Source organism: Xenorhabdus bovienii (assembly GCF_024721015.1).
Taxonomy (GTDB): Bacteria; Pseudomonadota; Gammaproteobacteria; order Enterobacterales; family Enterobacteriaceae; genus Xenorhabdus; species Xenorhabdus bovienii.
The window spans coordinates 36245-54155 of record NZ_JANAIF010000025.1; the positions used below are offsets into that span (position 1 = coordinate 36245).

Consider the following 17911-nt stretch of genomic DNA (forward strand, 5'->3'; position numbering starts at 1 on the left):
ATCCGAAAGGGAACAGCCCCTATCACTAAGGATAGGGGCGGGTAGTGATTAGCGGACAACTTCCAGTTTTTCGTTTGTTTCACCCACGGCACGCCAGTGAGGAACATACATGGATTCGACCTGTGGTGCGGGTACCTGATAGACACCCGGCGCAACCGCACGAGCAAGATACAACAGTGTCACGGTCTGGTGAGGCTGGACGGCAACAGCAGCGACAAAACGATCATCGCGGTATTCTATGTGACGAATATTCGCCTGTTGCATGCCTTCGACAATATCCTGCAACCCCGTAGCACTTTCGCTCAAGCTGGCACTGCTACTTGCCAGATTCTGATTCTCAATTTCCAACCCTGCCGGCAGTAGATCCACAACTAATGCATCCGGCACTGACTGTGTCGCATCAACCTCAAGTTTCACAATCACCATTTCACCACTTCTCATACGCTCGGTAGGGAAATAGTGACCCTCCAAGTCAAGATAAGTACGCTTAATTTTCAAAACATTTGAGGAAGGTTCCGGGGTGGCCAATGGATATCCCACCACATTCAGACGCGAATACAATGTGCTATCACCACGATTGCTGATATCGATGCCTTCTAGGATCTGTTTTGCTGTCAATGTTTCAGTCAATGCACTATCACGGTTAAGGGGTGGCATTTGCTGATTAATCGCAGCCTTCCAAGATTGTTCAGAAGCGTCAATAAAGTAACGCCCCGCCAGATAAAGCGAATTACTTTCCTGTGTCGAGAAGTAATGGCGAGTTGACAATTCATTGGATAAGTCGAGCAGCTTTTCATCACGCTCTTTCTGCAACATTTTGTTCTCCGTCAGTAGAGAAACAATCAATGCGTTATCACGAATTGTACTGCCATAATCACCTAATCCATAGCCAGATTGGCGTGCCTTATTAACCCCTAAACGAACAGCCTCATTACTACGGGTATTATCCCCCATCATTTTCAGTGCAATGCCCAACTGAACCAGAGATAAACCATTTCCTGCCTGTTGATGGCGTTCATAAAGCTGTCTCAGACCGCTCAACGGCGCTTTTTGCTGACTTGCCAAGACCAAACCCGCATAGGCCTGCACAGAAAATTGTGTTTCGATGCGGGAACCACTGTAACGATCAGTAATGACACTTTTATCCTGTAAGTAGCGTAGCAGGCGACTATTGGCCGACTTCAGGGCATCAGCAGGAACGCGGTAACCTTGTTGAGTTGCGCGGAACAGGAAATCTGTCGCATAGGCGGTCAACCAAAACTCTTCATCGCCATTACGGTTCCATAGAGAGAAAGCACCATCATGACGCTGCATACTCAGCAGATGGGTAATACCTGCATCAATGGCAGACCGACGTTTTTCATCAGTTTGCGTATCGATGCCCAGTTTTTTCAACTCAGCTTCATTGGAATAGAGTGATGGATAAAGCCCGCTGACTGTTTGCTCCAAACAGCCATAGGGATAAGCATACAATTCGCGGATATAACGTGCGATTTGCAGTGGCGGCCGACTGGTCAGCAATAATTGTCCCTCTAGGGTATCCAGTACCAGACCAGCAGTGGCTGTCTGCGGTAATTGCCAGTTTTTCCCTTGGTGAATCACATCTGCAAACTGAATGGTCTTGGCCGGGTGCGCCGGACGAACGCCAATTTTCCAGCTATTTTGGTACTGTTTCAGCTTTTCATCGGGCAAGTTCAATCCATCGATGGTCAGGAAAACTTCTCCTTGTCCAAATCCATAATCAGCCTTGACCGGAATTTGAATGGTGGTTCGCTTTCCTGTCTCCAGAATGATTTTTTTGCTTATCGGGTCTTGTAATTTGATCAGCCCCTTCGCCTCGAAATTCACGGTAAGAACCTGCGGCTGTTCAGTCAGATTGGTAAGATCCAGCGCCAATTGGGATTGATCGCCACCTGCCATGAAGCGAGGTAATGACATCTGAGTAATAACGGGAGCAGCCACGATGATTTTGCGTTCACTGTGACCAAATTCCTCACCACCCCACGCCTGAGCCATCAGTCTGAGCTCACCGTTGAAATCAGGAATAGGTAAGGTAATTTCCCCTTCCCCATTAGCATCCAGAGTAATCGGTTTAGCCTGTTCTGCGATGATTTTTACTTCCGTCAGAGGCTTTTTACCGCCTCTATCGAGTGCATTTTCATCACCATCTCCCCCAAAACGCAAATTCGCCTTACGCCCTTCGGCTTCAATCAGATGGCCATAAACATCATACTGATCAACACTGTAACGCTTACGCCCAAAGAAAGCGTCATAAGGGTCGGGGGTTTTAAAATCAGTAATGCTCAGAACGCCAGAATCTACGGCAGAAAGCAGGACATAAACTTGTTTAGGCAGTTTTTGCCCCTGCTGAGAAGTCGCTTTGATTTTAACGGTGAGATCCTGATTTGGACGCATCTTATCAGGGGCATTCAAGGTCAGATTCAGTTTGCGCTCTTCATCCATAAGCGGCAAGTGTAATACCCCAATCGCCCGTTTCGGCGTGGCCTGACGGGATTTATCCCCTGGACGCACGATAACTGCGGTCAGATACAAATCATGACGAGCCCATTCCTGATTGATTGGTACATCAATATCCAGACCTTTTTCCGGTACATCAATTTCCTGCCACCACAGTGGGCCATCACTGGATTCCACCAGCAAATAACCTTTACCTTCCTGTGGTGCAACCATGTGCAATTTCACTTTATCACCCGGTTTATACGCGGGTTTATCTAATGACATCTTGACCTGATCCGGACGAATGGCACCTGTACCTCCGGTATTATCCTGCCATGAATAACCTGCCCAGAAATTCAGGCTGGTAACGAGCTGATTTTCTGGATTCACCACTTCAATGCGATAAGAACCCCATTCAACAGGGAAACTGACTTTGGCTGTGCCATTTTCCGCAATTTGAATAGTGTTATCAGCCATGACTAAATCTTTCTGGTCATACCCTGAATCCCAGCCAGTACTGTCTGACCAACGCCAATAATAATCCCGGCGCTCATATATCAGACGGGTTCTTAAATCGTTCGTGGCATATTTTTTACCGCTGGCATCCGCATAAACCACTTCAAACTCTGCCAATGAATCTTCATCGACGTTATAGCGGTTTTCATCACGCCCTGTTCGGTAGTTGTAAATAGATTTCTTATTGAAAAGTGGGCGTACACCAGCCAGTTTTTCGGCTGGCCACACCGCCTGCTCAGCACGGCGCGTCACCGGACGTCCACCGGATTCAAGCAGACTGGCCTGAACGATAACTTTCACGGGGGATGTCACCTGTTTCCATTCATCCTCACTGACTGAAAGATTGGCCTTTCCCTCGGCATTCAGCGTGAAATCAAATTCGTCCAATGTTCGGCTCAAACCCTCTTCTTTTGAAGAACCAAATTCATATCCCGGTAATTTTGCCACTGCATCACGGGCAGGACGCAGAAATAGTTGCCCTTGCAGGCGATTATCAGCAGCAGGCGCACCATATAGGTAACGACCTGTTATAGCGAAATTAACGTTTTCATTCTTCAGCACTGACTGATTATTAGATGCACCTTTAATTTCCAGTGCCATGCGTTCAGGCATGAAATCTTCGACGTGGAATTTGTAATAACGCGGGGTGTTATCACCTAAATCGAATCGCAGTGACCATATCCCCGTTTCAGCCTCGCGGGGGATCGGGTAACGGTATTGGTACAGTTCATTTTCAGGTTGCCAGACAAAACTGCGAACGACCTGATTATCCGTTTTCAATATATCAACCTTGACGGGTTGTGGCTTAAGCGGACGGCCATCCGCATCACGCAGTAAGCCATTGACAATCAACATTTCTCCGGGACGGTAAAGATCCCTTGAGCCAAATACAAAGAATTGCTTGCTATAACCCTGTGGGCCGCCGATATCAAATTCAGACAGATCAAGCGCAGGAGATGTCAGGTCTATCATGCTGGTTAGCCCACCCTGGATCGCCAGCAATAATTTTGCCTTAGCATTTTTTTCCAGTGTGGCATGTCCATCACTATCTGTCGTGGCTTTTGACAGAAGTTGCCCCTTTGCATCCAGCAGACGAATTTCAACACCTTTCAGACTGGAACCTTTCTCCAATGACTGAGTGAATACATCTACCCTATTCAGATAACTGTGCATCGAAACACCAATGTCACTCAGGGTAAACAGAGTGCTCGGATTACTATAGGTATATTTTCCTGCCTGCTGCATGACTGCCAGATAAACACCCTCTCTTTGCAGCTCTTTGATGTCACTTAATGGCAGCAATAATTTTTCACGAGTATTAGCAGTAGGATTAAGGTCGAAGCGGCCAGTGTAGACTAACTCAGTATTTTTCAGTAATTCGCTGGAATTCCAGTAATTCATGTTGTTGCTATATTGCCAATCAGCAATGAATAACGGCAGAGCCTCATCTTTTATACGGAAAAAATTTACATCTACACTGTCAACATTGAGCACCAGAACAGGCAGGCCTTCTGCTGCTTTGCTTGGCAAAAGCAGCCCTTTGCTGGCAAAACCAACAGTTGGTGTAATTGGAGCAGTCTTGAATTTTTTCTCATATGCTGTTGCCAATTGGCGTTCATTTATACCCTTCACGCCTTCATCCACGGTTAGCTGCAATTCACGGGCAGGCGGTAAATGACGGAGTCTAAGCTCCATCTGGTTATTGGACAGTTCCCATGCACCCTCTAATTTCCCCGATTTCACATCAACCAGATGTATTTTTTGTGAAAAATCTTGATTAGGGTCTAAAGGAACGGAAAATGTCACAACCATCGCACTGGCGCCATCCAATTGTAGATCTGATGCATCCCGGATCGTGACGTCTTTACCCGCATAGCGCTGTGCTGACGATGGGGGTTCCTGTTTTTTTGCCGTGGCTTGTTTCTTCTCGGGCGATGTCGCTGCCGATTTTGCATGACTATTGGCAGTATCACTACTCTTAGACAATGATGCCTGTCGTTCTTCTGTGTTTTCTTTCGCAGGATTTTCGGATTGATCGCATCCAGGCAGCGCGAATAGCGTAAATAACGTGGCAAGCATGACCGCAAGATATCGCTTTTTCCTTGCCGACCATTGCCAAAATTGACGTTGAGACATAACCATAACCCTTGTAGTTTGCCGGATATTTAGAAATATTATTTTTTATAGATAGTTATTATGATACTTCCTATTTCGCATAACCAAAGCGCAGAAAAAATAACGGAATTTTCATCTAGAACAAAATTCTTCCTGCATTTATTCCCGATTAACAACAGGAATGGTATCGCGCAGCCAGCTTCCTAATTTTCGCTGGTAGAAAGGCTGAGTATGCTGAATCAGATAATGACTAATGCCCCTTTCGTTTTCATTGAGCAGACAAAAATCTACCGATTCATCTTCCGTAAGGTATTCACAGGCCGCTTCCCCGGCTTCTTGAATGAGCGCATTGATCTCATTGTCTGTCGGTGCGTCACTCAATTCCAACCCAATTAATAGATTGGGTTTCTCATCCAGACTTTTATCGTGAGCCATGACCAGAAAAGCCCGCCGCACAGGTTTATGCTGCTTAAATAAACCACTCAAGGCGTCAATAAGCTGGCTTGGTTGTTCCTTTGGCTGGCTGAGGGTAATGCGACTTCCACTGGAAACCTCCATTTCGGTGGCAACGGACCCATTTGACAAGCTCATGAAAATCTCCGAACAGTGATATTTGAATTGAAGTTAAAGGCTATTGAAAGGTTCAATCATAGTCTCCCCCTTTTTAAGGGAGACTATGAAGAAAGGTAATCTTAAATCTATTGGGTATCGCTGTTTATTTTGCTTTAGCCAGCAATAGATTAGCAATTGTGCGCACACCATACCCTGTTGCACCCGCCGCCCACTGCTCAACAGCCGATTTGCGGTAAGTTGCTGAACAGTCAATATGTACCCAGCCTTTTTTGTAGTTTTCCACAAAATGAGACAAGAAAGCCGCTGCTGTACTTGCGCCTGCGGTATGAGAAGGAGAAGCAATATTATTCAGGTCAGCAAAATTGGATGGCAGTTGGCTACGATGGAATTCAGCCAATGGCAGACGCCAGAACAATTCATTTTCAGCATCAGCCGCTGCCAGCAAGTCTGCTGCCAATTGATCATCAAAACTGAATACAGAGTGGTAATCGTTACCTACCGCCATTTTCGCCGCACCGGTTAAGGTTGCTGCATCAATGATAAGTGGTGCTTTTTCCGCACTGGCATCAATCAAGCCATCAGCCAGTACCAAACGCCCTTCCGCGTCAGTATTCATTACCTCAACGGTTTTACCATTGCGATAACGAATGATGTCACCCAACTTGAAGGCGTTACTGCTCACCATATTGTCCGCAATACACAAGAATAATTTGACCCGCTGCTCTAAGCCCCGGCTGATCGCCAGTGCCAATGCGCCCGTCAATGTTGCAGAGCCGCCCATGTCTGATTTCATGGAATCCATGGAATTAGACGGTTTCAGGCTGTAACCCCCTGAATCGAAGGTGATACCTTTACCCACCAGACAGGCAAATACGGGGGCGTTTTTCTCTTTTGTCGGATTGAAATCCAACGCCAGAAAAACCGGATCACGGGAAGAACCACGGCCAACGGTATGCACCCCAACATAACCCTGCTCACGCAGATCGTTGCCTTTTATGATGCGATAACTAATGGCATCACCCGCTACACCATTCAGTAAGTCAATCGCTCGCTGAGTAAGTTGCTCTGGCCCTAATTCTTCTGCCGGCATGTTGATGGTATCTCGCACCCAATCAACGAATTTGATTCTATTATCCAGTTCTTGTTTGTCTGCCGCAGGTAATTGTGGCCATTCAATGGTACGCAGCCCCTTTGAGCCACGAAGTCCTTGCCAGAATGCCCAGCTTTTTTCCAGATCCCAACCTTCACCTGTCAAAGCGACGTTGTGGATACCCTGCCCATTAATTTTACGTCCAGCACGTTGGATCGCTCCGGATTTACCATTACCTTCCAAATGGATGGTAATTCCCTGCTCACTTGAACTAATTAGCGCTTTTTCACCCCAGCAAGCGTTAGCTGGCTCATAAGACAGTGTTATCGGCATGATTTGCTTTGATATAGCTTGCTTTGTCATTTTTTCTCACTTCTTATCTTATTTTCACTGTTTTCACAGTAAGGGTTTATTAATGTAAAAAAACTGGCGATTGCCAGTTTTCCATTAAATGCAGATTATGCCAAGCTATTGAGCAATGATAGGTGAACTTGTGCTGTTTTTTTCACACTTCATTTGACTACTCAAATTCATCCAACCAAACCAGCAAGATAGCTTCTAGGATTTTTTCGTTGGATTTCTGCGGATCGTCATCAAAACCATCCAGTTCACAAACCCACTGGTGCAAATCGGTGAAACGCACCGTTTTGGGGTCTACATCCGGAAATTTATCATACAGTGCTTCACCAATGTCACGACTGTCAGCCCATTTCATTTTCCATTCTCCTATCAGTGCTCGCGCGCGTGGTTAATGGAGTATTTAGGGATTTCAACAATCAAATCCTCATCAGTGACTTTGGCCTGACAACTCAAACGGCTTTCTGGCTCCAGCCCCCATGCCTTATCCAGCATATCATCTTCCAACTCAGTGCTTTCCTTTAGTGAGTCAAAGCCCTCTCTGACAATGCAGTGACAAGTGGTACACGCACAGGATTTTTCACAGGCATGTTCAATTTCGATACCATTGCGCAGTGCAACATCCAGAATCGATTCGCCTTCTTTGGCTTCCAATACTGCACCTTCAGGGCAAAGTTCGTTATGAGGTAAAAATACAATTTTAGGCATAATTAAATCTCATCCACAGAATGACCCGCCAAAGCCCGGCGGATTGATGTGTCCATGCGACGCGCTGCAAATTCCTGCGTTTGTTTGTCCAATTGTTTAATTGCACTTTCAATCGCATCAGAAGAGGTTCCCTGTGCGCTCTCGATTAATACTTCTACGGCAGCATCAATGGCAACCTGTTCTTCCTGACTCAGCAAGTCGGCATCTTTTTCCAGTGCGCTGGTTAAACTTTCCAGCACCCGCGCCGCTTCTACTTTTTGTTCAGCCAGTTTACGCGCCTGAATATCTTCCTGCGCATTGGTCATTGAGTCTCTGAGCATTCGGGCGATTTCCGCATCGGACAGGCCATAGGAAGGTTTAACCTGAATGGAAGCTTCAACACCCGTGGATTTTTCCAGGGCGCTGACACTCAGCAAACCATCCGCATCGACCTGAAAGGTCACACGAATATGCGCACCACCCGCCGGTAATGGAGGAATACCACGCAGCGTGAAACGAGCCAGTGAACGGCAATCATTCACTAATTCTCTTTCTCCCTGAACCACATGGATGCTCATCGCCCCTTGGCCGTCTTTGAATGTGGTAAACTCCTGCGCTCTTGCAACAGGAATGGTGGTGTTACGTGGAATGACTTTTTCGATCAGCCCACCCATAGTCTCCAGACCGAGTGATAACGGGATAACATCCAGAAGTAGCATTTCGCTATCAGGCTTATTACCTACCAGAATATCAGCCTGAATCGCCGCCCCAACAGCAACGACTCTGTCAGGATCGATAGAGGTCAGTGGTTCACGGTCGAAAAATTCGCCCACCATGCTGCGTACCAATGGTACGCGCGTTGAACCGCCGACCATCACTACCTGCAAAACTTCACCCGTTGTGACACCCGCATCTTTCAGGGCTCGACGACAGGCCAGCAATGTGCGTTTGACCAGAGATATGATCAACTCATTAAATTCGGCACGAGTAATATTGCCCTGCCAGCCTGCAATGCTGATCTCGGCCGTATCTGCATCACTTAAAGCAATTTTGGCCTGCGTCGCAACATCCAACAGTTGACGCTGTAACCCGTGATCACTATCGCTGATCCCGGCCTGTTCACGGATCCAATTTGCCAGCAACAGGTCAAAATCGTCACCGCCCAGTGCGGTATCACCACCGGTTGCCAGAACTTCAAATACACCACGGCTCAGGCGGAGAACAGAAACGTCGAATGTTCCGCCACCAAGGTCGTAAACAGCAATAATACCTTCCTGACCAGAATCAAGACCATAAGCAATGGCAGCGGCAGTCGGTTCATTTAAAAGGCGCAGGACGTGCAGACCCGCTAAACGCGCAGCATCCTTTGTTCCCTGTCGCTGTGCATCATCAAAATAGGCCGGAACGGTGATAACAACACCATCAAGTTTGCCATCCAAGGTTTCTTCTGCCCGTTGTGCCAACGATTTCAATATTTCAGAAGAAACCTGAATAGGATCCACCAGGCCTGCCACAGTATTGAGCAACGGCAGCCCGTTTTCACTTGCCTGAAGCTGGTACGGCAGATTTGGGTAACGCTGCTGGATGTCAGCCAAAGAGCGTCCCATCATACGTTTGACGGAAATAATGGTATTAACAGGATCGGATGCCGCTTGCTGACGCGCCTGCCAGCCGACCTGAGTTTCATCTTTGCGATATTGTACAACGGAAGGAAGTAAGTGACGGTTTTCACTGTCTGCCAAGGTTTCTACCTGACCACTGCGAACTGTCGCAACCAGAGAGTGTGTTGTACCAAGATCAATCCCCACGGCCAGACGACGCTGATGTGGTTCGGCAGATAAACCAGGTTCACTGATTTGTAATAAAGCCATGTGTGCCCCTATAAAAACTATTCAGCCAAAAGCGATTTACTCAAAAGCTATCCAGCTAAAAATCATCCAGCAACCGCTCTTCCAGTTGTTCAACCTGCTGTTGCAATTTATCCAGAAAGCGTAATTTACGGACGGTATCGGCTGCAATTGGCCATTGTGCAGCATCAAGCTGCTGTTCCATCTGCTCACTGCGTGTTTTGATCATTTTACTCAAGCGAGATGAAAAATCGGCCAATGCGATTTCTGGCTCCGCGCTATGCTCAATGGCATCAAGCTCTTCGCGCAACTCCAACTGTTGCATCAGGAACGCGGTATCCTGCATGGTATGCTGCTCGCCGGACAAATTGAACCCTTGCAGAGACAGCATATATTCTGCACGTTTCAAGGGATGTATCAGAGTATAAAGAGCATCATTAATGATGGACGCTTGCTGAAGAGCCTGCGCTTTTTCACGTTCTGGCTGGTTAGCAAAACGATCAGGGTGAAACTGACGCTGCAATTCCCGATAACGGATCGACAATTGTTCACGGTCAATCACGTAGCGTACAGGCAGCCCGAATAAAGTAAAATAGTCCATAAGTTACTCTTGTTTTGCAAATACAGATATTTCGTAAAGTGCTCAGTCAAAAAATGGGTTAAACGTGAAAACTTTCCCCACAACCGCACTCGCTGGAAACATTGGGGTTATTGAATTTGAAGCCTTCGTTCAGACCTTCTTTAGAAAAATCCAACTCAGTACCATCAAGGTAAACGATGCTTTTACCATCAACGATGACTTTCACGCCCTTGTCTTCAAAAACTTGATCTTCTTCGTTAACGGTATCAGCGAATTCAAGTATATATGCCATACCAGAGCAGCCGGATGTTCTCACTCCCAAACGCAACCCCACACCTTTCCCACGATTGTCAAGAAAAGCCAAAATACGCTGGGCTGCACTTTCTGTCAGGGAAATTGACATACAACACCTCACTTTTAAAACTAGTAAAGGTGGATATTGAATCAATATCCACCAGAATTATGTCTTTTTGTTAAAAGAATTATTTAGCTTCGCGCTTGCTTTTGTAATCCGCAATCGCTGCTTTGATAGCATCTTCTGCCAAAATAGAGCAGTGAATCTTCACGGGTGGCAATTCCAGCTCATCGGCAATCGCTGTATTTTTGATAGCCCCAGCCTGTTCCAGCGATTTTCCTTTCATCCATTCTGTTACCAGAGAACTGGACGCAATCGCAGAGCCACAACCATAGGTTTTAAAACGTGCGTCTTCGATGATACCCTCGTTATTGACCTTGATTTGCAGTCTCATAACGTCACCACAAGCAGGTGCACCAACCATGCCACTGCCAACTGAAGGATCTTCACTGTCAAATGAACCAACATTACGTGGGTTCTCGTAGTGATCAATTACTTTATCGCTGTAAGCCATTTCGTTACTCCTGAAACCGTTTGATTAATGATGAGACCACTCGATGGTACTGATATCCACACCTTGCTTGAACATTTCCCATAATGGAGAAAGATCGCGCAGGTGACCAATCGCGTTGTGAATCAATTTGATTGCATAGTCTATTTCTTCTTCTGTGGTAAAACGCCCCAAAGAGAAACGAATAGAACTGTGTGCCAGCTCATCATTCATGCCCAGCGCACGCAGGACATAAGAAGGTTCCAGACTCGCGGAAGTACATGCCGAGCCAGAAGAAACAGCCAAATCTTTCAACGACATCATCAATGATTCACCTTCAACATAGTTGAAGCTGACATTCAGAATGTGTGGTGCACCCAGTTCCAAATCACCGTTCAGGTAAACTTCTTCAATATCTTTAATACCGTTCCACAAACGCAGGCGCAAACCGTGCAGACGCTCTGATTCTGTTTCCAGCACTTCTTTTGCGATGCGGTAAGCTTCACCCATACCCACGATCTGATGAACAGGCAATGTACCGGAACGCATACCGCGCTCATGACCACCACCATGCTGCTGAGCTTCAATACGGGCGCGTGGTTTACGGCGAACATACAGTGCTCCGATGCCCATTGGCCCATATAATTTGTGAGCAGAGAAAGACATCAGGTCAACTTTCAGTTTGCTGAGATCGATAGGTAATTTACCAACGCTTTGGGTTGCATCAACGTGGAACATGATGCCACGGCTGCGGCAAATATCACCAATGGTCACAATATCCTGAATGACACCGATTTCGTTGTTCACATGCATGATGGAAACCAGAATAGTATCGTCGCGCATGGCGGCTTCCAGTTCTTTCAGATCAAGCATGCCATTGCTCATCGGCGCAAGATAAGTCACTTCAAAACCTTCACGCTCTAACTGGCGACAAGTATCTAAAACGGCCTTGTGCTCAGTTTTGCAGGTAATAATGTGCTTGCCTTTTTTCTGATAAAATTTTGCAGCACCTTTGATCGCGAGGTTATCTGATTCTGTTGCACCTGAAGTCAACACGATTTCACGCGGGTCAGCTCCAACCAAATCTGCAATTTGATTACGCGCAATATCAACCGCTTCTTCAGCCTGCCAGCCAAAACGGTGTGAACGGGAAGCCGGGTTGCCGAAAACCCCGTCCATAGTCAGATGGTTCATCATCTTTTCAGCAACACGCTGATCAACCGGTGTGGTTGCTGAATAGTCCAAATAAATGGGTAATTTCATTGCTCACATGCTCCGTAAAACACTTTTAATACTTCTGTTTGCCGCAAAGTTTACGCACGCAGGTTAACGTTAATCGTCTCTTGAGGCCTGCCGTTAGGTGTACGGCGCTTATCGCTGTCTTGACGATCAGCAACGTCTAAGACTTCTTGATTTTTAACTAATTCTTCTAAACTAATGCTGCTGAGGAAACTCGTGATGCGATCGCTGAGATCACGCCATAGCGTATGAGTCAGACAACGATCACCGCCTTGACAGCCTTCCCTGCCCTGACAGCGAGTTGCATCAACAGATTCATCAACAGCAGAAATCACTTCGGCAACGAAAATATTACCGGCATCTCTGCCTAGTAGATAGCCGCCACCTGGACCACGGACACTAGAAACCAAACCATTTTTACGCAGGCGGGAAAACAATTGCTCAAGATAGGAAAGGGAGATTCCCTGACGCTCAGAAATGTCGGCTAATGGCACCGGCCCTTCTTGTGAATGCAACGCCACATCTAGCATGGCTGTTACCGCATAACGTCCTTTTGATGTCAGTCTCATAACAAAAACTCCATGGTGAAATATGAGTGAAATTGTGGCATTCCTGAGTGTTTTAGTCAACTATTTAACCTACTAATTTAGTCAACTATTATTTTGGTTACCTTTCACTTTTTTTTCACCTGCTATCCACCCGCTTTCTGGCTGTTTCCTGCTATTTCGGTTATTTTCCAGACCATTTTCCCATAGAAGTCAGTATACCACGCAGAATATTCAGCTCCTGAGTTTCTGGACGTGCACGGGTATAAAGACGTCTTAACTTGTTCATTATTTGGCCTGGATGCGCCTTGCGAATGAAACCAGAATCATTCAATACCTGCTCAAGGTGCTGATAAAAACGTTCCATATCCTCGACAGGAGGATATTCTACCTCATGTTCCGTAGATTCCACGTGTTCTGACTTTTCCTGAACTGCGAGATAAGCCATGCGAATCTCATAGCTGGCCAATTGAACAGCCATTGCCAGATTTAGCGAACCATATTCTGGGTTGGTCGGAATATAAAGGTGGTAATTACACTTCTGTAATTCTTCATTTGTCAGACCAACACGTTCACGGCCAAACACAACCGCAACCGGGGAATGGCCGGCTGCCTTAATACAGCGTTCTCCACATTCACGTGGTTCAACCATCGGCCAGGAAAGCGTACGGGAACGGGCACTGGTTCCGATGACGAGCTCACATCCAGCCAATGCTTCATCCAGTGTATTCACAATTGTTGCATTACCAATGACATCACTGGCACCTGCTGAAAGTGCAATGGAGTGAGAGTCAGGTTGAACGAGCGGATTCACCAGATAAAGGTTGGTTAATCCCATTGTTTTCATGGCCCTGGCAGCTGACCCCATGTTGCCCGTGTGGGAAGTTTCTACCAGAATAATGCGGATATTCTCTAACATGACGGCTTTTAGATTCGGTATAAGAGCCGAATATCTTAACACAGCATTAGTCATTTTGCCGAACTACTGCTATAGTACGACCCGATTTATTTCCCGTTCTTTAACATCCCGGTGGAAGATACCCCATGCATCCGATGCTAACCATCGCTATACGCGCTGCGCGTAAAGCCGGCAATTACATTGCCAAAAGCTACGAAACACCTGATGCCGTCGAAGCTAGCCAAAAAGGCAGCAACGATTTTGTAACCAATGTTGATCGTGAAGCAGAAAGGCTGATCATCGATATTATCCGTAAGTCTTATCCTAAGCACACCATTATCACTGAAGAAAGCGGTGAGCACTTAGGTGAAGAAGACGATTTCCACTGGGTGATCGATCCACTGGATGGCACCACCAACTTTATTAAACGTCTTCCCCATTTTGCTGTTTCCATTGCTGTGCGCATCAAAGGCCGTACCGAAGTGGCTGTAGTTTATGATCCAATGCGCAATGAACTGTTTAGCTCAGCCCGTGGTCAAGGCGCACAATTAAATGGTTATCGTCTACGTGGCACCAATGCCCGTGATCTGGATGGCACTATCCTTGCCACTGGTTTCCCATTCAAGGCAAAACAGCACACTACCCCTTATATTAAAATACTGGGCAAATTATTTGACCGCTGTGCAGACTTCCGTCGCACTGGCTCTGCTGCTCTGGATATGGCGTATGTTGCCGCCGGGCGTGTAGATGGTTTCTTCGAGATTGGTCTGAAACCTTGGGATTTTATGGGCGGCGAATTGCTGGTGCGTGAATCGGGTTGCATCGTTACCGATTTTGTCGGGGGTCACAATTATATCAACTCCGGTAATATCGTTGCAGGTAGCCCGCGTATCGTTAAAGACATGCTGTCTGAAATGCGTGAAGAATTAAGTGAAGCATTAAAACGCTGATTTTATTATTAAAATAATGACTATGTGAGCAATGTTATTTTCAGGGCACCATCTGGTGCCCTTTTTATGGTTACTTAGGTAATGGATACACTCGTGCTTCTGCTTTAGGCCTCAGGAAAAGCACCGGAAATGCCACTAACGCCATAACCCAATAGATGCCATTTTGCATATATTCATATAAGAAGCCAGCAATCACACTCATAACGGCAATACCTCCCCCCATCGCCAACCCGGAGTAAATTGCCTGCAAACGAATAATTTCATTTTCTTTTCTGGCGCCAATAAAACGCATAGCCGCCAAGTGGCAAACCGTGAAAGTTCCGCAATGCAGGAGCTGGATGATGATCAGCACTGGCAATTCAGTTGATGTGCCCATCAGCCCCCAACGGAGAATCCCACAAATAGCAGAGAGCAACAGTAAGTTACGGGCATTCCAACGACGGAACAACTGCTTACTGAAGGTAAAAATAATGACTTCTGTCACAACGCCCAGCGACCAGAGATAACCGATGGTTGCTGAAGAATAGCCTGCATTTTCCCAATAAATGGAACCGAAGCTGTAATAACCCGCATGCGCCCCCTGTAATAAGGTGACACACAATAAAAACTGCCATACAGACTTCTCAGACAGCAGTTCTTTAAACGATACCGTATGAGTATTTGCGGCTTTGATTTTTCCCGCAGGCATAATGGATGGTTTTAACATCATACCCAGTAACATGACAGAAAGGCTGAAAATCAAGAAGGCAAGAATGATATGGTGATGGCCAAACAGATTGCTTCCAACCCAATTATTTATTCTGTCAAAAGAAATACTCAATTCTAAATTGCTGATTGAGAAGTTGATGCCATTGGAAGACATCAATATACCTGTTAGCGAAGAACTGATAATAAAGGCAATAGACCCCCAGACCCGCACCTTGCCATAATCAAAAGTAAACTGTTTTTGCCACGTTCCCGCTAAGGCATCCGATAAGGGAACTAGTGGCGAAAAGAATAGGTTGAAACCTATCATGACAGAGAAAATCCATGCCCAATGGCTACCAAATGCAAAACCAATGGCAAAGAGCAGCGCCAATAGTGACAATAATCGCAATGCAATGATTAATTTTGAAGGATCTTTAACCGTAGGTGAAATGAACATACTACCGAGGAAACGGGCAACCAAGCCTACTCCCAACAATATTCCGATCATGGCTGGCTCAATTCCCTCTCCTTTCAACCAGACCGCCCAAAATGGCAAAAAGATGCCAAAAGAAAAAAAGTAAGTGAAATAACTTAACCCCAGCCAAAATGTCGATGGAACAACCATCAAACCCCCCATTTTTTAAATGCAAAAAAACCCGCTCAAAACTAATGTTATGAGTCGGGCTTAGTATTAGTGATATTTTTATTCTAAATTATGCGTAAACCGGGTATTTAGCGCAGATTGCCAAAACTTTTTGTTTAACGTTTTCAATGATCGCTTCATCATTGATGTTATCCAGCACATCACACATCCAGCCAGCCAGTTCGCAAGTTTCTGCTTCCTTGAAGCCACGGCGGGTAATTGCAGGAGTACCAATGCGGATACCAGAAGTCACAAATGGACTGCGAGGATCGTTAGGAACGCTGTTTTTGTTAACTGTGATATTAGCGCGCCCTAATGCAGCATCAGCGTCTTTACCCGTAATATCCTTATCCACCAGATCCAGCAGGAACAAATGGTTTTCAGTCCCACCCGAAACGACTTTATAACCGCGCTCTAAAAACACATCGACCATTGCTTTGGCATTTTTAGCCACTTGCTGCTGATATGTTTTGAATTCAGGTTCCATCGCTTCTTTCAGTGCAACCGCCTTGCCCGCGATAACATGCATCAGCGGGCCACCCTGGCCACCTGGGAAAACAGAAGAGTTCAATTTTTTGTACAGTTCTTCATCGCCGCCTTTCGCTAAAATCAGGCCGCCACGTGGGCCAGCCAGTGTTTTATGCGTTGTCGTTGTGACGATATGAGCATGAGGAACAGGGTTTGGATAAACACCTGCTGCGATCAGGCCAGCAACGTGAGCCATATCAACAAACAAATAAGCCCCGATTTCATCGGCAATTTCACGCATCTTCGCCCAATCAACAACACCGGAGTAGGCAGAGAAGCCGCCAATGATCATTTTTGGCTGATGTTTCTGTGCCTGAGAGCGGATATCGTTGTAATCGATTTTGCCACTCTCATCAATACCATAAGGGACTACGTTATAGAGTTTACCGGAGAAGTTAACTGGAGAACCGTGAGTAAGATGACCACCATGAGCCAGATTCATTCCTAAAACGGTGTCGCCTGGTTTCAACAGAGCCATGTATACTGCCGCATTTGCCTGAGAGCCGGAGTGTGGCTGGACGTTGGCATAATCTGCACCAAACAGTTCTTTTGCACGGTCAATTGCAAGCTGCTCAACTACATCAACATATTCGCAGCCACCGTAGTAACGCTTACCCGGATAGCCTTCCGCATACTTGTTGGTGAGTTGAGATCCTTGAGCCTGCATAACTCTTGGGCTGGTGTAGTTTTCAGAAGCAATCAGTTCAATGTGTTCTTCCTGACGACGAACTTCCTGTTCCATCGCTTGCCACAGTTCGGGATCGTAATTCGCAATATTCATTTCACGCTTTAACATTAGGTTCTCCTGACTCAGCTACATCTCTAAAAAAATACCCCTGAGGGCCAGAATGTCACACAGTGTAAACTCTTTTTATCAAATGAGATAGCCTTGACAGGATATTTTACGCAAACGATTGCATGCAGATGGCAACAAGGTACCAGGACTGGGTGTCTGGTCATACGAGTTACTGATTTCCAATTTGTTATTGATATTTGTGACCTTAGTCAGACCTTGTGGTGATACAAATCGCTTTTCCACAGATATAGAGGCGTGTGTTTACCCCTGATCTTGCTTTTAGATTGGCATTTTCACTTAATTCACATGTGACAAATTTCACTATCACTTGAAAAAAATTCAAGTGCTTTGCTGTAATGAGAATTTGAGCCTCTGCTTTATAATAATTGTTGCTACCTATGCAAATGTAGCTCCTATTCCATAAGAGTATATTCAAACACAATTATACATTACAAAATTCTTCAATCTGATTATCAGATTAGTTAAGTTAATCAATGAAATTATCTGCACTTTTGTTATAGTCGGTAATACAATACACTGACTTACCGCGTCCACTAA

General features: G+C 45.9%; 15 protein-coding genes. 1 reads left to right on the forward strand and 14 read right to left on the reverse strand.

Going from position 1 to position 17911, the window contains the following annotated elements:
* Window positions 1-48: 48 nt before the first annotated feature.
* The 12 genes from NXS07_RS08765 to trmJ form a co-directional block, all read right to left on the reverse strand.
* A complete protein-coding gene (locus NXS07_RS08765; RefSeq protein WP_258086560.1) occupies window positions 49-5109 on the reverse strand; it encodes an alpha-2-macroglobulin family protein in 5061 nt (1686 codons plus the stop codon).
* Between the two features lie 138 nt (window positions 5110-5247).
* Window positions 5248-5679, reverse strand: a complete 432-nt coding sequence (locus NXS07_RS08770; RefSeq protein ID WP_258086561.1) for an enhanced serine sensitivity protein SseB C-terminal domain-containing protein — start codon at window positions 5677-5679, stop codon at window positions 5248-5250.
* A gap of 124 nt (window positions 5680-5803) precedes the next feature.
* On the reverse strand, window positions 5804-7114 hold the full coding sequence (gene pepB, locus NXS07_RS08775; RefSeq protein ID WP_438818385.1) for an aminopeptidase PepB: 1311 nt from the start codon (window positions 7112-7114) through the stop codon (window positions 5804-5806).
* A 157-nt stretch (window positions 7115-7271) separates the two neighbouring features.
* Window positions 7272-7466: a Fe-S cluster assembly protein IscX gene (iscX, locus tag NXS07_RS08780; protein ID WP_038192317.1), complete on the reverse strand. Its 195-nt coding sequence runs from the start codon at window positions 7464-7466 to the stop codon at window positions 7272-7274.
* A 14-nt stretch (window positions 7467-7480) separates the two neighbouring features.
* Window positions 7481-7816: an ISC system 2Fe-2S type ferredoxin gene (gene fdx / locus NXS07_RS08785; RefSeq protein WP_038186905.1), complete on the reverse strand. Its 336-nt coding sequence runs from the start codon at window positions 7814-7816 to the stop codon at window positions 7481-7483.
* Window positions 7817-7818: 2 nt separating this feature from the next.
* Window positions 7819-9666, reverse strand: coding sequence for a Fe-S protein assembly chaperone HscA (gene hscA / locus NXS07_RS08790; protein WP_258086562.1), 1848 nt, complete (start codon window positions 9664-9666; stop codon window positions 7819-7821).
* Window positions 9667-9721: 55 nt separating this feature from the next.
* The gene (hscB, locus tag NXS07_RS08795; protein ID WP_038223266.1) at window positions 9722-10243 is read right to left on the reverse strand and encodes a co-chaperone HscB; all 522 of its coding nucleotides are present in this window, start codon (window positions 10241-10243) and stop codon (window positions 9722-9724) included.
* 58 nt (window positions 10244-10301) lie between these two features.
* The gene (gene iscA / locus NXS07_RS08800) at window positions 10302-10625 is read right to left on the reverse strand and encodes an iron-sulfur cluster assembly protein IscA (RefSeq protein ID WP_038192322.1); all 324 of its coding nucleotides are present in this window, start codon (window positions 10623-10625) and stop codon (window positions 10302-10304) included.
* Between the two features lie 79 nt (window positions 10626-10704).
* Complete coding sequence (iscU, locus tag NXS07_RS08805; protein ID WP_038223268.1) at window positions 10705-11091, reverse strand: Fe-S cluster assembly scaffold IscU; 387 nt, start codon at window positions 11089-11091, stop codon at window positions 10705-10707.
* Window positions 11092-11115: 24 nt separating this feature from the next.
* Complete coding sequence (locus tag NXS07_RS08810) at window positions 11116-12330, reverse strand: IscS subfamily cysteine desulfurase (protein ID WP_038223270.1); 1215 nt, start codon at window positions 12328-12330, stop codon at window positions 11116-11118.
* A gap of 50 nt (window positions 12331-12380) precedes the next feature.
* A complete protein-coding gene (iscR, locus tag NXS07_RS08815; RefSeq protein ID WP_038186911.1) occupies window positions 12381-12875 on the reverse strand; it encodes a Fe-S cluster assembly transcriptional regulator IscR in 495 nt (164 codons plus the stop codon).
* Between the two features lie 160 nt (window positions 12876-13035).
* Entirely contained in the window at window positions 13036-13770 is a 735-nt protein-coding gene (gene trmJ, locus NXS07_RS08820; RefSeq protein ID WP_012989419.1) for a tRNA (cytosine(32)/uridine(32)-2'-O)-methyltransferase TrmJ, read from the reverse strand.
* A 125-nt stretch (window positions 13771-13895) separates the two neighbouring features.
* On the opposite strand from trmJ, the gene suhB reads away from it, so the two are divergent.
* A complete protein-coding gene (gene suhB / locus NXS07_RS08825) occupies window positions 13896-14699 on the forward strand; it encodes an inositol-1-monophosphatase (protein ID WP_012989420.1) in 804 nt (267 codons plus the stop codon).
* A 70-nt stretch (window positions 14700-14769) separates the two neighbouring features.
* Here suhB and NXS07_RS08830 read toward each other — a convergent pair whose 3' ends face one another.
* Together NXS07_RS08830 and glyA are read right to left on the reverse strand one after the other, a co-directional pair.
* Window positions 14770-16011: a 3-phenylpropionate MFS transporter gene (locus NXS07_RS08830; protein ID WP_038192326.1), complete on the reverse strand. Its 1242-nt coding sequence runs from the start codon at window positions 16009-16011 to the stop codon at window positions 14770-14772.
* 88 nt (window positions 16012-16099) lie between these two features.
* Window positions 16100-17353, reverse strand: a complete 1254-nt coding sequence (gene glyA / locus NXS07_RS08835) for a serine hydroxymethyltransferase (protein WP_038192327.1) — start codon at window positions 17351-17353, stop codon at window positions 16100-16102.
* Between the last annotated feature and the right edge of the window lie 558 nt (window positions 17354-17911).

What these genes read in the sequence shown, in the direction of transcription:
- NXS07_RS08765 (WP_258086560.1), bottom strand. Translation starts at nt 5,109, where the DNA reads ATGTCTCAACGTCAATTTTGGCAATGGTCGGCAAGGAAAAAGCGATAT.
- NXS07_RS08770 (WP_258086561.1), bottom strand. Translation starts at nt 5,679, where the DNA reads ATGAGCTTGTCAAATGGGTCCGTTGCCACCGAAATGGAGGTTTCCAGT.
- pepB (WP_438818385.1), bottom strand. Translation starts at nt 7,114, where the DNA reads ATGACAAAGCAAGCTATATCAAAGCAAATCATGCCGATAACACTGTCT.
- iscX (WP_038192317.1), bottom strand. Translation starts at nt 7,466, where the DNA reads ATGAAATGGGCTGACAGTCGTGACATTGGTGAAGCACTGTATGATAAA.
- fdx (WP_038186905.1), bottom strand. Translation starts at nt 7,816, where the DNA reads ATGCCTAAAATTGTATTTTTACCTCATAACGAACTTTGCCCTGAAGGT.
- hscA (WP_258086562.1), bottom strand. Translation starts at nt 9,666, where the DNA reads ATGGCTTTATTACAAATCAGTGAACCTGGTTTATCTGCCGAACCACAT.
- hscB (WP_038223266.1), bottom strand. Translation starts at nt 10,243, where the DNA reads ATGGACTATTTTACTTTATTCGGGCTGCCTGTACGCTACGTGATTGAC.
- iscA (WP_038192322.1), bottom strand. Translation starts at nt 10,625, where the DNA reads ATGTCAATTTCCCTGACAGAAAGTGCAGCCCAGCGTATTTTGGCTTTT.
- iscU (WP_038223268.1), bottom strand. Translation starts at nt 11,091, where the DNA reads ATGGCTTACAGCGATAAAGTAATTGATCACTACGAGAACCCACGTAAT.
- NXS07_RS08810 (WP_038223270.1), bottom strand. Translation starts at nt 12,330, where the DNA reads ATGAAATTACCCATTTATTTGGACTATTCAGCAACCACACCGGTTGAT.
- iscR (WP_038186911.1), bottom strand. Translation starts at nt 12,875, where the DNA reads ATGAGACTGACATCAAAAGGACGTTATGCGGTAACAGCCATGCTAGAT.
- trmJ (WP_012989419.1), bottom strand. Translation starts at nt 13,770, where the DNA reads ATGTTAGAGAATATCCGCATTATTCTGGTAGAAACTTCCCACACGGGC.
- suhB (WP_012989420.1), top strand. Translation starts at nt 13,896, where the DNA reads ATGCATCCGATGCTAACCATCGCTATACGCGCTGCGCGTAAAGCCGGC.
- NXS07_RS08830 (WP_038192326.1), bottom strand. Translation starts at nt 16,011, where the DNA reads ATGGTTGTTCCATCGACATTTTGGCTGGGGTTAAGTTATTTCACTTAC.
- glyA (WP_038192327.1), bottom strand. Translation starts at nt 17,353, where the DNA reads ATGTTAAAGCGTGAAATGAATATTGCGAATTACGATCCCGAACTGTGG.